Source organism: Sodalis sp. RH22, from assembly GCF_047324165.1.
GTDB lineage: Bacteria > Pseudomonadota > Gammaproteobacteria > Enterobacterales > Enterobacteriaceae > Acerihabitans.
Genome location: NZ_CP178731.1, coordinates 5,607,445 through 5,620,725 on the forward strand (window position 1 = coordinate 5,607,445; position 13,281 = coordinate 5,620,725).

Consider the following 13,281-nt stretch of genomic DNA (forward strand, 5'->3'; position numbering starts at 1 on the left):
AAAGGTAATACCTGTCTTGGCGGCTGAATCGGGCGTGGGTCTCGCTTGCCGTGCGGGGCGATTTGTGTTGCCGTGGCGGGGGTTTTGCTTGCCGTGCGGGGAGATTAATGTTGCCGTGGCGAAGGTTTCGCTTGCCGTGCGTTCGGCGGTTATATGGAATGCCGGGTGCCGGCAAGCGACAAGGAGGCCGTACCGCGACGGCCTCCTTGACCTCCGCGCGTCCGGCAGATCGTGCGCCGCTGCGCGGTTCCCGGCAACGCCGCATCCCGGCTTTTGGACCGCCCGATATGCGCTCCAAGCGCAATCCGGGCTTTCGCCGCTCCCGGCGGCTCATCCAGCCGCGCTGCGCGCCGCCGGCGCACTCGATGCCGGCACCACGTCAACACCATCGCCTGTGAGAAAAACAGCGCGTTGGGGTTCATAGCGGTATGCGCTTACCGGGAAAGGTATCATTATACATTTTGCGCTAAAGTTTACAGTTTGATGGCTGATGGCTTACCGCTTACTGTTAAAACTTAAAACTGAATGATGAATGTCTTATTGCATGACTGCATGACTGCATGTCCAACTTTTCGCTGTGCCAGAGACATTCCATACCCGTTGTATTCCAGAACCGTCAACCGCATTCCGACGCCAGACCTTATCCAAAACAACAGCGCCACTATTGCTACATAATATGCCGTGCGAACAGCGACATGTGGACCGGCATAAAGCGCGCTGACGGCGCCTGTGTCCCCGGCATGAGCCGCCGGGAGCGGCGAAAGGCCCGGTGGCGCCGGGAGCGCTAACCGGGCCGGTGCATCACGGGGGCATGGGCGACGGAAGGCATCGCGCAGCGACGCGCGACCTGCCGGGCGCGCGGAGGTCAAGGAGGCCGTCGCGGTACGGCCTCCTTGTCGCTTGCCGGCACCCGGCATTCCATATAACCGCCGAACACACGGCAAGCGAAACCCCCGCCACGGCAACATAAACCTCCCCGCAAGCAGGTTAACCTATCCCGACGCCAGACCCTATCCAACACAACAGCGCCGCTATCGCTTAAAAAAATACATTACCAACAGCGACATATGCCCCGGCATAAAGCGCGCTAACCGGGCCGGTGCATCACGGGAGCATGGGCGACGGAAGGCATCGCGCAGCGACGCGCGACCTGCCGGGCGCGCGGAGGTCAAGGAGGCCGTCGCGGTACGGCCTCTTTGTCGAGCCTGTTTAGGAATCTGTGTAAACGCCTTTTTATAAATGACCACCTAAACGATCTCCAAATTCTATACTAAAACGATTCAATGCCATCTTCCACTCCCTCACCGGCATCGACCATTTTTTTGACGCCGCCTGGATGGCCAGCCACACCACTTTTTTTACCGATTCGTCTGACGGGAATACCTTGCGTTTTTTAATAGCGTGTCGGATCACGCTGTTTAGCGACTCGATGGCGTTTGTGGTGTAGATCGCTTTGCGAATGTCTTCCGGATAGGCGAAGAATGTCGCAAGGTTAGTCCAGTTAGCCTGCCAGCTCCGGCTTACTTGCGGATAACGGGAGTTCCATACGCTGGCGAACGTCTCCAGCGCCCGCTGTCCCGCTTCCTCCGTCGGTGCCTGGTACACTGCCTTCAAGTCTCGCATGACGGCTCTGGCGTCTTTCCAGGAGACAAAGCGCAGGCTGTTACGCACCATGTGTACGATACAAAGCTGAATGCAGGTCCTCGGGTAGACCGTATTGATAGCGTCAGGAAAGCCTTTCAGGCCATCGACGCAGGCGATAAAAATATCCTGTAATCCCCGGTTTTTAAGCTCGGTCAACACGCTTAGCCAGAACTTCGCGCCTTCGTTCTCTGCCATCCACATGCCCAGCAGTTCCTTTTGGCCTTCAATGTTAATTCCCAACGCCAGATACACGGATTTATTGATGACGCGACCGTCGTGGCGAACTTTTACCACGATGCAGTCCAGGTAAATGATGGGATAGAGCGTATCGAGTGGGCGATTCTGCCATTCAGTGACCTGCTCCAGAACCGCCTCAGTGACTTTCGATATCAGTGCTGGCGAGACATCCGCATCGTACATTTCCTTAAACATCGCCGATATCTCACGGGTGGTCATGCCTTTGGCATAAAGCGCCAGGATCTGGTCATCCATTCCGGTAATACGGGTCTGATTTTTCTTCACTAGTTGGGGCTCGAAGGTCCCTTCGCGATCACGAGGTGTCCTCAGCTCCAGCGGGCCATCACCTGTGGTAACCGTTTTAGAGGAATAACCGTTACGGGCGTTGGGACCCGATTTGAGCTGATTTTTTTCATACCCCAAATGGTGAGTCAGTTCAGCTTTAAGGGCAGCCTCAACACTTAATTTTTTTAAAAACCGATCAAATTGGCTCAGATCCTCAGAGGTTTTGAGACTTTTAGCCAGCTCAGTTGCGAGAGCCTGTAGCAATTTTTCGTCCATAAATTCACCTAATTCTAATGATGGATTGAACATATCAAAATCAGGCGATTACACAATCTTATGTACAGGCTCTCTTTGTCGCTTGCCGGCACCCGGCATTCCATATAACCGCCGAACGCACGGCAAGCGCAACCCCCGCCACAGCAACCTACATCTCCCGCATGCTGCCAGCGCAACCCCCACCCCGGCGACATCGACGTGGCGACGTTGACCTTCACGGATGCCCAAGAGGGCCCGACCCTAGGACTCCCATAGCCCGCCAGGACCCGGGACCGCGATCGCAGAACCTACACCCGGCGTGTTAAGGGAAGCGCATGCCAACAGGAGGGGAACCGGACACGGATTTCCCACCCGACCGAAGTCCCCTGGCGCGGTAGGCGCGTAACCACCCATCCCAGACAAGGCGTATCAAGGCTACCCGCACAAATAAAAACGCCGGCTTGCGCCGGCGTTGTGCTTACTGCTGACAGGGCCAGCGGGCTTATTTAGCCGTTTCAGCCTGTTTGGACTGGATGGCGGTCAGGGCGATGGTATAAACGATATCGTCCACCAGCGCGCCGCGCGACAGGTCATTAACCGGCTTGCGCATCCCTTGCAGCATCGGCCCGATGGAGATCAGATCGGCTGAACGCTGCACTGCTTTGTACGTGGTGTTGCCGGTGTTCAAATCCGGGAAGATGAACACGGTGGCTTTACCGGCAACCGGCGAATTCGGCGCTTTGGACAGCGCCACATCGGCCATAATGGCGGCGTCGTACTGCAACGGACCGTCAATCACCAGGTCAGGACGTTTTTCCTGCGCCAGACGGGTGGCTTCACGCACTTTTTCCACATCGCTGCCGGCGCCGGACGTGCCGGTGGAGTAGGAGATCATCGCCACACGCGGTTCGATGCCGAAGGCCGCGGCGGAATCAGCGGACTGAATGGCAATTTCGGCCAGTTGTTCCGCGGTCGGGTCCGGATTAATGGCGCAGTCGCCATACACCAGCACCTGTTCCGGCAGCAGCATAAAGAACACCGAGGACACCAGCGAACTGCCCGGCGCGGTCTTGATCAACTGCAGCGGCGGGCGGATGGTATTGGCGGTGGTGTGAACCGCGCCGGATACCAGGCCGTCAACTTCGCCTTGTTCCAGCATCAGGGTGCCCAGCACGACGTTATCTTCCAACTGCTCGCGCGCGACCACTTCGGTCATGCCTTTGCTCTTGCGCAGCTCCACCAGACGGGCCACGTAACGTTCGCGGGCCACTTCCGGGTCGATAATCTCGATGCCTTTACCCAATTCCACGCCCTGCACGGCGGCAACGCGATGGATTTCGTCCGGATTGCCCAACAGCACGCAATGCGCGATGCCGCGTTCAGCGCAAATAGCCGCCGCTTTCACGGTACGGGGTTCATCACCTTCGGGCATCACGATACGCTTGCCGGCCTGGCGCGCCAGCTCGGTCAGCTGATAACGGAACGCCGGCGGCGACAGGCGACGCGAACGCTCGGAGCTGGCGGTCAGGGACTCGATCCAGTTGTTGTCGATATGACCGGCAACGTAGTTCTGCACTTTTTCCACCCGGCTATGGTCGTCGGCCGGCACTTCAAGGCTAAAGCCCTGCAGGCTGAGCGAGGTCTGCCAGGTATTGGTCTGCACGGTGAACATCGGCAGGCCGGTCAGGAAGGCGCGATCGCACAGGCGTTGGATGCGTTCATCCACCTTATAGCCGCCGGTCAGCAGGATGGCGCCCAGTTCCACGCCGTTCATGGCCGCCAGACAGGCGGCAACCAACACGTCGGGACGATCGGCGGAAGTCACCAGCAGCGAACCCGGGCGGAAATGCTCCAGCATGTTCGGCAGGCTGCGCGCGCAGAAGGTCACCGAACGCACGCGACGGGTCTGGATATCGCCTTCGTTAATAATGGTGGCGCCCAAATGCCTGGCCATGTCGATGGCGCGCACGGCAATCAGGTCAAAGCTCCAGGGTACGCAACCCAGTACCGGCAGCGGGCTGTTTTCAAACAGCTGCTTCGGATCGATATTGGCGACGCTGGCCTTGGGCGTGTCGTCAAAGATTTCCGACAGGTCCGGACGGGTGCGGCCCTGTTCGTCCACCGGCGCGTTCAGTTTATTGACGATAACGCCGACGATGCTTTTATTCTTGCTGCCGCCGAAGCTGGAACGGGCCAGCTCGATGCGTTCCTTCAGCTGATCGGGCGAATCGTTGCCGAGCGACAGCACAAAGACGATTTCCGCGTTCAGCGTCTTGGCGATTTCATAGTTCAGCGCGTTGGCGAACTGATGTTTACGGGTCGGCACCAGGCCTTCCACCAATACCACTTCCGCGTCTTTGGTATTGTCATGATAACGGGCGATGATCTCTTCCATCAGCACGTCTTGCTGGTTGGAGCCCAGCAGCGACTCCACATAGCTCATGCGCAGCGGTTCGGCGGATGGAATGGTGGAGTTGGCGCGGATAATATTGGTGGTGGCGTCAAGACCGTCATCGCCGGCACGGGGCTGCGCGATCGGCTTGAACACGCTCAGGCGCACGCCTTTCTGCTCCATGGCGCGAATGACACCCAGGCTGATGCTTGTCAGGCCGACACTGGTGCCGGTTGGGATCAACATGATTGTACGGGACACGGCTAAACCTCTTTCAACGGTTGCTCGTTAGTCAAACAAGTATTCCGCCGGCGCTTGTCCGGCGGAACGGAGATACTGTTACGCCGTCAGACGGGCGGCATCCTGGGCAATGACCAGTTCTTCATTGGTGGTGATGACAATCGCCGGACGGCTGGCGTCGGTGGTGATCACGCCGCTGTTGCCGAAACGGGCCGCTTCGTTGCGCTTCTGGTCGATTTCAAAGCCCAGCAGGGCCAGTTTGCCCAGGGTCAGTTCGCGCACCTTGGCGGCGTTTTCGCCGATGCCGCCGGTGAAGATCACCGCGTCCAGGCGACCGTCCATCAGGGCGGTATAGGAACCGATATATTTCGCCAGGCGGTGGCAGAAGACATCCATGGCGCGCTTGGCTTCAGGTTTCGTATCGTAATTGTCGATAACCCAGCGCATATCGCTGGTGACGCCGGTCAGGCCCAGCAGGCCGGATTCCTTGGTCAGCAGTTTATCGATTTGTTCAACCGACATGCCCATGGCATTATGCAGGAAGAAGATAATGGCGGGATCGAGATCGCCGCTGCGGGTGCCCATCACCAGGCCTTCCAGCGGGGTCAGGCCCATGGAGGTGTCAACGCTCTTGCCGTTGCGCACTGCGGTAACCGAACCGCCGTTGCCCAGGTGGCAGGTGATCAGGTTGACGTCTTCCACCGGTTTATCCAGCATGCGCGCCGCTTCATGGGTCACAAAGTAGTGGCTGGTGCCGTGGGCGCCGTAGCGGCGGATGCGGTGCTCTTCATATAACGCATAGGGCAGGGCATACAGGAACGACTCTTCCGGCATGGTCTGATGGAAGGCGGTATCGAACACGGCGACGTTTTTGTCGGCCAGTTTTGGAAACGCCTTGAGCGCTTCGTTGATGCCGATGATATGGGCCGGATTATGCAGCGGCGCAAACGGGATGGAATCCTTGATGGCTTGCAGCACATCGTCCGAGAGCAGGGCGGAGGCGGTATACTTTTCGCCAACATTAACGACGCGATGGCCGATTGCGGTGAGCTGCGCTGATAATTCTGGTTTTTGAGCGAGAATTGTATTAACAATAAAGCTCAACGCTTCGCTGTGCGCGGCGCCGTTTCCTAACGCAGCTTCGTGCTTGCCGCCGTCCATCTTCCATTTGATGCGCGCTTCCGGCAGGTTGAAACATTCTGCGAGGCCGGAGAGATGTTCTTCACCGTTGGCAGCATCGATAATGGCAAATTTTAGGGATGAACTGCCACAGTTAAGAACCAGTACTAGCTTACTCGACATGGAAGTACCTATTTGTTGTGCATGGTTAATAAATCATCAATCAGCTATAAAGCGTAGCGCATTACGCCGTTGAGATTTATGATTAACATCATGCCAAAGTGCGTTTTATTTGACATGAAATCGAAAACTGTTGAAGTTAAACATTTTTTTGAAACACGTGTTTACTTATCGCGGTTAATCGTAGCGACATTACACGGAATCGTGCTGCTCAGGCGGCGCAAACGGTGCGTAGGGGCCAGCCATAAGGCGGCAATAAGGATAACGATTGCCGGTAGTAAAGACAAAATATATTTAAAAGTTATACAATTTGATTGTGATTTTGCACAAAAATTTTAATTTTTATTCGTAAAGTTGAGGCCCGCTATGGCGACAATTCCTTCCGGTTCGGTAAGCTGGTACAAAATTTTCCAGCGCGGACAAGATTATATGAAAACCTGGCCGACCGAGAAACGCCTGGCGCCGCTTTTTCCTGAAAACCGCATGATCGCGGCCACCCGCTTTGCCGTGCGCTACATGCCGGCAGTGGCGGTCTTTACCCTGACCTGGCAAATCGCCCTCGGCGGCCAGCTTGGGCCGGCGGTGGCCACCGCCATCTTTGCCTGCAGCCTGCCGATGCAGGGGCTGTGGTGGCTGGGTAAACGCTCCGTGACGCCGCTGCCCCCCACGCTTTTGCACTGGTTCCATGAAGTACGCCATCAGCTTAACGAGGCGGGTCAGGCGCTGGCGCCGGTGGAAGGCGTGCCGACCTATCAAATGCTGGCCGACGTGCTTAAGCGTGCGTTTAAGCTGCTGGATAAAGCCTTCCTGGACGATTTATAAGCGTTATGTCGCTGTCCGCCAGCCGCCGCCCCGGGCAGCGGACGGGCGATATTTCGCCACCTGCTGTCTTAAATCAAAAAAGCGCCGGCTTCCGGTACCGCCATCGTACGCATTATGCGATGCTAGCGCCAGACGACTAGAGGCACCCACGGGGCGGCGCTCGCCATTGGCGCGAACAGTTCGGCGCCCCACGGTATACAATCAGGAGTGGATGATGGAGATGACAAACGCCCAACGGTTAATTCTGTCCAACCAGTATAAGATGATGTCCATGCTGGACCCGGACAACGGCGAACGCTATCGCCGTCAGCAAACCATTGTGGAACGCGGCTACGGCCTGCAGATGCGCGAGCTGGACCGTGATTTCGGCCAGTTGAGCGAAGACGTCTGCCGCACGATTATCGATATCATGGAACTGCACCACGCGCTGCAGGTCTCCTGGTCGAACCTGAAGGAAAAACAGGACATCGACGAGCGTCGCCTGGCGTTCCTTGGCTTTGACGCCGCCACCGAGGCGCGTTACCTGGGCTATGTACGCTTTATGGTCTTTACCGAGGGACGCTACACTCACTTTGATTCCGGCACCCACGGTTTCAACGCCCAGACCAAGATGTGGGATAAATATCTGCGAATGCTGGCCGTCTGGCAATCCTGCCCGCGCCAATATCATCTCAGCGCGGTGGAAATTACGCAAATTATCAATGCCTGACGGCTTAACCCGGAGATATGCCTGTGCTGTGTAAAGGTTTTTTATTTGACCTTGATGGAACCTTGATTGATTCATTGCCGGTGGTGGAATTAGCCTGGGGAAATTGGGCCAGGCGGCGGGGGGTTCCCGTCGACGAGGTGTTGAACTTTATCCACGGCAAACAGGCTATTACGTCGTTGCGCCATTTTATGCCGGGGGAAAGCGAAGAACGCATCCAGTCCGAATTCAGCGCGTTGGAAAAGTTCGAGGCGGAGTGCATCGACGGGGTAACGGCGCTGCCCGGGGCGGTGGATTTGCTTAACCGGCTCAACGCGCTGGATATTCCCTGGGCCATCGTGACCTCCGGGTCGATGCCGGTGGCCACCGCGCGGCTGCGGGCCGGGCGCCTGCCGCAGCCGGCATGGCTTATCACCGCCGAGCAGGTCGCCCGCGGCAAACCCCAGCCGGACGCCTATCTGCTGGGCGCGAAAAAACTGGGGTTTGCGCCGGTGGACTGCATCGTCGTGGAGGATGCCATCGCCGGCATCCAGGCCGGCCTGGCCGCCGGCTGTCCGGTCATCGCGGTCAATCCGCCGCCGGAAACGCCGCAGAAAGAGGCGATCGGCCTGCTCCTGACCTCCCTGGAACAACTGGTGATTGAACGCGACGGCCAGGGTGCGCGCGTCAGCCTGCGCACAGCTTGAGAGAAATCAACTGTTTAATGATTTAGCCCCGCCATCCCGGGGCTTTTTTATGGCATGATTGGCCGCAGACACCGCTTTATAATCCGGGAAAACGTTGTGAATAACGAACTCATCTGGGTGCTGGCCCTGCTGTTGATCGCTATCTTTCTCTTTACCACCAACAAAGTGCGCATGGATGTGGTGGCGCTGCTGGTGATCATCGCCTTTGTCCTGAGCGGCACCCTATCATTGCCGGAAGCCACCGCCGGCTTCAGCGATCCCAACGTCTTACTGATCGCCGCCATGTTTGTCGTCGGCGAGGGCCTGGTGCGTACCGGCATCGCCTACCAGGTCGGCGAGTGGCTGATGCGGGTGGCGGGCAAAAGCGAAACCCGCATGCTGATCCTGCTGATGATCACCGTCGCCGCCTTGGGCGCCATTATGAGCTCCACCGGCGTGGTGGCGATATTCATCCCGGTAGTGCTGAGCGTGTCGCAGCGCATGAAAACCTCCCCCAGCCGCATGATGATGCCGCTGAGCTTTGCCGCCCTGATAAGCGGCATGATGTCCCTGGTGGCGACGCCGCCCAATATGGTGGTCAACAGCGAATTGGTGCGCGACGGCGCCGAGGGCTTCGGCTTCTTCGCCGTTACGCCGGTGGGCGTGGTGGTGCTGGCGCTGGGCGTCGGCTATATGCTGGTGGCGCGCTACTGGCTGGGCGGCGGCGAGGCCAGCCATGAGCGGGAGCAGTGGCAGCGCCGGACGTTCCGCGATCTGATCCGCGATTATAAGCTGACCGGCCGCGCGCGTCGCCTGGCCCTGCGCCCCGGCTCGCCGCTTATCGGCCAGCGCCTGGACGACCTCAGGCTGCGCGATCGCTACGGCGCCAACGTGGTCGGCATCGAGCGCTGGCGCAAATTTCGCCGGGTAATGGTAAGCGCCGGCGGCAATACCGAACTGCGCCAGCGCGATGTATTATTAATCGATATGTCCGCCTCCGAGGTGGATCTGCGACAGTTTTGCAGCGAGCAGCAGCTGGAACCCATGGTGCTGCGCGGCGAATATTTCTCCGAACAGGCCAGGGATGTGGGCATGGCGGAGGTGAGCCTGATTCCCGATTCCGAATTGGTGGGCAAGACGCTGCGCCAGGTGGGCTTTCGCAGCCGCTACGGCGTTAACGTGGTGGGCATCCGTCGCAACGGCGAGGCGATGGCGGGCAAGCTGATTGACGAGGAGCTGACGCTTGGGGATATCCTGCTGGTGATTGGCGACTGGAAGCTGATTCGCCAGCTGCAGCTGAAGAAAAACAATTTTATCGTACTGAACCTGCCGGCCGAGGTGGACGACGTGGCGCCGGCGGTGAGCCAGGCGCCCCACGCGCTCTTCTGCCTGGCGCTGATGGTGGCCATGATGCTGACGGAGGAGATACCCAACCCCATCGCCGCCCTCATCGCCTGCGTGCTGATGGGCAAGTTCCGCTGTATCGATATGGAAAGCGCCTATCGCGCCATCCACTGGCCGAGCCTTATCCTTATCGTCGGCATGATGCCCTTTGCGCTGGCGCTGCAGAAAACCGGCGGGGTGGACCTGGTGGTGCGGCTGCTGATGGATATCTCGGGCGGGGCGGGGGCGCATATCATGCTGCTGAGCCTGTTTATCCTCTGCGCGGTTATCGGCTTGTTTATCTCCAATACCGCCACCGCGGTGCTGATGGCGCCGATCGCGGTCGCCGCGGCCAACGAGATGGCGGTGTCGCCCTATCCCTTCGCCATGATTATCGCCATCGCCGCGTCCTCGGCGTTTATGACCCCGGTCTCGTCGCCGGTCAATACCCTGGTGCTGGGGCCGGGAGGCTATAAGTTCGGCGATTTTGTCCGTATCGGCGTGCCGTTTACCCTGCTGGTGATGGTGGTGAGCGTGGTGCTGGTGCCGATACTTTACCCGTTTTGATCTCACGGCGTGCGCCCGGCACGACTGTATCCGGACGGAGGTACGGGGCTAGAGCGGCGTGTCCTGGCTGATCTCGTCCAGGGACAGGCTGAAGCTGGGCACAAACACCCGGATAAAGTACTCCATCTCCGGGCTGCGCCGCTGCTCCAGGGTTTTTTCCAGCCGCGCCATCGCCATGGTAAATTCATTATTGCCCGCGGAGATCTCTTCCAGGCACTTCAGGTAGGCACACAGGGTATCCGCCTGTTTCACCACCGCTTTTTCTTCTGGCTGGTAATAATCGTCGTCAAGCAGGGCGCGGTAGTCGTCCCGCAGCTCGGCCGGCAACATGTCTATCAGCTTCTGCTGGGCGATCTTCTCGATGTTTTTATATTCGTGGGCCATCTGCGCGTTAAAATATTTGATAGGCGTCGGCATATCGCCGGTCAATACTTCGCTGGTGTCATGGTACATCGCCAGCAGCGCGATGCGCTCCGGGTTCAGGGCGCCGCCGAACTTACGGTTGTTGATCACCGCCAGGGCGTGGGCGACAAACGCCACCTGCAGGCTGTGCTCGGAGACGTTTTCGGTGCGGACGTTGCGCATCAGCGGCCAGCGGTTAATCAGTTTCAAACGGGAAAGATGGGCAAAAAAGTGGCTTTGGGTCATGATGCGCCCTTACGGCAGGTGAATAAGGGATCTATTGTGCGCACAGCCGGCGGATTATGCAAATCCGCCGGTTCCGTGCCGGGCTGGCCCGAACGGCGTGGGTCATTGATGATAATGCTGCAGGAAGCGCCCCAGTTTGCCGATGGCGGTTTCCAGGATGTCGACATGCGGCAGCGTCACGATGCGCAGGTGATCCGGCCACGGCCAGTTGAAGGCGCTGCCCTGGACCAGCAGCACTTTTTCCTGTAGCAGCAAATCGAGCACCAGCTTCTGATCATCAAGAATATTGAAGCGCCGGGCGTCGATGCGCGGGAACATATACAGCGCGCCGCTGGGTTTGACGCATGACACGCCGGGAATATCGTTGATCAGCGCCCAGGCGCGGTTGCGCTGTTCATACAGCCGGCCGCCCGGGGCGATGAACTCGCTGATGCTCTGGTAGCCGCCAAGCGCGGTCTGGATGGCGTGCTGCATGGGGACGTTGGCGCAAAGGCGCATCGACGCCAGCATTTCCAGCCCCTCGATATAGCCCCGGGCGTGTTTTTTCGGCCCGTTCAGCACCATCCAGCCCTGGCGAAAACCGGCGACGCGGTAGGTCTTGGACAGTCCGTTGAAGGTGACCGTCAGCAGATCCGGCGCCAATGCGGCGATGGAGTGGTGCTGCGCCGCGTCGTAAAGGATTTTATCGTAGATTTCGTCTGAGAAGATGATCAGGTTATGCTGGCGGGCAATTTCCACCAGTTCCAGCAACATTTCCTTACTGTATACCGCCCCGGTCGGATTATTGGGATTGATAATCACCAGGCCGCGGGTACGCGGGGTGATTTTGCGGCGGATATCGTCCAGATCCGGAAACCAGCCGGCCTCTTCATCGCACAGGTAATGCACGGCATTGCCCCCGGAGAGGGACACCGAGGCGGTCCACAGGGGATAATCCGGCGCCGGGATCAGCATTTCGTCGCCGGTATTGAGCAGCGCCTGCATGGATTGCTGGATAAGCTCCGATACGCCGTTGCCGATAAAAACGTCCTCGACGGTCAGGTCGAGCATATTGCGCGCCTGGTAGTGCTGCACAATCGCCTTGCGCGCCGAATAAAGGCCTTTGGAATCGCAATAGCCCTGCGAGGTCGGCAGATTGCGGATAACGTCCACCAGTACCTCTTCCGGCGCATCGAAGCCGAACGGGGCGGGATTGCCGATATTCAATTTGAGGACTTTATTGCCTTCTTCCTCCAGGCGCTTGGCTTCTTTCAGCACCGGACCACGAATGTCATAACAAACATTTTCCAGTTTGCTGGATTTTTCTACAGGTGAAATCACGATATTAGGCCTTCTCACAGGTAAACGTATTCCAACCATGGAATCACGCGTTCTGCATAATGTACTCTTCCGCTCTGATTTTTTGAAGGATAACGGGTGGATGCGCATCGAATGTTAAGATGGAAAATAAGAAACAGTTAAAAATTTATTTTCTTCGCTAATTTTTTAGATTAAAAAACTATTAAAACACCATCGTGTCAAGATTTTAGTGCTTTAAAATCCTATAAGAACAGTTAATTTGCGATTTTTTGCGTATTTTTTATACTACTTGGACCTGATAAAGGTTACTCTGCTAAATGAAAGGCGGTGAGCGGCGGTCAGTCGACGAGGACAAGGGTTACAGCAACCGACACCATTATATCGCTTCCCCAAGGGTAAAACACGGCGGGAAAATTAACCCGCTTTGCCTGACGCGCATCACACTTTTTATCGGGGTAAAGTATTGCCACTTCATCTGTTTGTGAACATTTATCCATAGAAAAATAAAGGTCACATTTTGATGCTTACAAATTATTGTTGTTTCGTTTATGGTAGCTATTTATGGTATACATTTATGCAGGTGTGCATTTAGAAAGAGATTTATTTTGATCGTATAAACAATAGTTAAGAAAAATTTATGTTAATTATGACGGTTGGGATAAGAAAATACGACTTAACCGGTAATATTCAACATTTATTTTAAATACCAAGGCCGGTTTTAATAAATTACATTTAAGTTTTGATGTGTCATTCAAGCCGTTACGGATTTTTTTTCTGCGCTATGCAAATGATATCATTGTGAAATTTAGTGTCTCATCCAGGACGAGGGCTGGATTTCG

At 56.9% G+C, this 13,281-nt stretch carries 9 protein-coding genes; 4 read left to right on the plus strand and 5 right to left on the minus strand.

Going from position 1 to position 13,281, the window contains the following annotated elements; genetic code table 11:
• Positions 1-1,233: 1,233 nt before the first annotated feature.
• From ACL2XN_RS25575 to ackA, 3 genes are all read right to left on the minus strand, one after another.
• Positions 1,234-2,442, minus strand: a complete 1,209-nt coding sequence (locus ACL2XN_RS25575) for an IS256 family transposase (protein ID WP_413729587.1) — start codon at positions 2,440-2,442, stop codon at positions 1,234-1,236.
• Between the two features lie 481 nt (positions 2,443-2,923).
• Positions 2,924-5,074, minus strand: coding sequence for a phosphate acetyltransferase (gene pta / locus ACL2XN_RS25580; RefSeq protein ID WP_410014199.1), 2,151 nt, complete (start codon positions 5,072-5,074; stop codon positions 2,924-2,926).
• 78 nt (positions 5,075-5,152) lie between these two features.
• The gene (ackA, locus tag ACL2XN_RS25585; protein WP_410014200.1) at positions 5,153-6,355 is read right to left on the minus strand and encodes an acetate kinase; all 1,203 of its coding nucleotides are present in this window, start codon (positions 6,353-6,355) and stop codon (positions 5,153-5,155) included.
• Between the two features lie 363 nt (positions 6,356-6,718).
• Between ackA and yfbV the strand changes: the two genes are divergently transcribed.
• The 4 genes from yfbV (at position 6,719) to ACL2XN_RS25605 (ending at position 10,495) form a co-directional block, all read left to right on the plus strand.
• Positions 6,719-7,174 carry a terminus macrodomain insulation protein YfbV gene (gene yfbV / locus ACL2XN_RS25590; protein WP_410014201.1) on the plus strand — a complete coding sequence of 152 codons (456 nt, stop codon included), beginning with the start codon at positions 6,719-6,721 and terminating at the stop codon, positions 7,172-7,174.
• 214 nt (positions 7,175-7,388) lie between these two features.
• Positions 7,389-7,883 (plus strand): YfbU family protein, encoded by a 495-nt coding sequence (locus ACL2XN_RS25595; protein WP_410016763.1) that lies wholly within the window; start codon positions 7,389-7,391, stop codon positions 7,881-7,883.
• Between the two features lie 23 nt (positions 7,884-7,906).
• Positions 7,907-8,566 (plus strand): sugar phosphatase, encoded by a 660-nt coding sequence (locus ACL2XN_RS25600; RefSeq protein WP_413727941.1) that lies wholly within the window; start codon positions 7,907-7,909, stop codon positions 8,564-8,566.
• 54 nt (positions 8,567-8,620) lie between these two features.
• Complete coding sequence (locus tag ACL2XN_RS25605; RefSeq protein WP_413727942.1) at positions 8,621-10,495, plus strand: SLC13 family permease; 1,875 nt, start codon at positions 8,621-8,623, stop codon at positions 10,493-10,495.
• Between the two features lie 48 nt (positions 10,496-10,543).
• On the opposite strand, the gene yfbR is transcribed toward ACL2XN_RS25605, so the two are convergent.
• Entirely contained in the window at positions 10,544-11,143 is a 600-nt protein-coding gene (gene yfbR, locus ACL2XN_RS25610) for a 5'-deoxynucleotidase (protein WP_410014204.1), read from the minus strand.
• 102 nt (positions 11,144-11,245) lie between these two features.
• Positions 11,246-12,460 carry a pyridoxal phosphate-dependent aminotransferase gene (locus ACL2XN_RS25615; protein WP_410016764.1) on the minus strand — a complete coding sequence of 405 codons (1,215 nt, stop codon included), beginning with the start codon at positions 12,458-12,460 and terminating at the stop codon, positions 11,246-11,248.
• Positions 12,461-13,281: the final 821 nt, after the last annotated feature.